General features: G+C 49.6%; 1 protein-coding gene. It reads right to left on the bottom strand.

The genetic code is table 11. From position 1 onward, the window contains the following. Positions 1–770: IS30 family transposase (locus HMPREF9166_RS11615; protein ID WP_009443041.1), on the bottom strand; the 770-nt coding region annotated here is incomplete at its 3' end. Between the last annotated feature and the right edge of the window lie 97 nt (positions 771–867).

The following is an 867-nucleotide window of genomic DNA, read 5'->3' as shown; positions in this document are numbered from 1 at the left end:
TTGTCGCAGGTGATCGTACGAAATACCTGTGAAAATTGTGCCCCATAGAGCTCTCTTAGTTTGGCAATCCCCTCGGCAACCGCCTCTGCGGTCTTTGCACGAATCTTTATAAGGTGTCTCTTTCGCTTCTTACGTTCATCTGCGGCAAGCAGAACAGGATCCGTTCCCTTTTTCCCGACGATGGTGTCAAGTTCCCAATTTCCAAAGGTGGAGCGTTCGTCAACAAGAGGGTCACGGCGGTCAATACTCTCACCGAGCGTCCTGCCGTCGTCATGGTTCTTTTTCTCTTTGCGCTTACGACGGCGTACCTTCTGTCGCAGGTCGATGTTTTTGACCTTGAGCAGCCCCATCGCAATGTAGTTGTAGATGGTCTTTGTGCAGACAGACACCTCGAACAGATTCATACGCTTGGCACGCCCGCAGATTGCATCAGGAGAGTGTTTGTCTTTGAGAATGGCGTTTTCTACATACCGGATGAAGTCCTGTGCAGCGTTAAATTTGGACGGCTTTCCGGAGTTCTCACGATTGCGCTCATAGCGCATTTGACCGGACTGTGCAAAATACTGCTCATAGTACGTCCAATCGGAACGCTTCTGCGCTACCGTGCCGCGCTTTATTTCCTCGTACAAGGTGGAGCGGGCGATGCCAAGGTCTTTGGCGATTTTCACCTTGGGGACACCGAGACGCAGCATCGCTTCGATCTGCCCGCGCTGATAGGCGTTTAAGTGCTTGAATGTGCGGCGTTTTGTGGTAGAATGAGTGTGGGACATACAGAACCTCCTGGTAGTGTTTGTGCAAAGATATTTTACCAGATTGATTCTGTATGTTCTACTTTTTTATGTGTCCGATTTCATTTTACAATGAACC

Source organism: Selenomonas sp. oral taxon 149 str. 67H29BP (genome assembly GCF_000146365.1).
GTDB classification, from domain to species: Bacteria; Bacillota; Negativicutes; order Selenomonadales; family Selenomonadaceae; genus Centipeda; species Centipeda felix.
The sequence above is the reverse complement of the archived record's forward strand: the minus strand, read 5'-3'. Positions and strand labels throughout refer to the sequence as shown.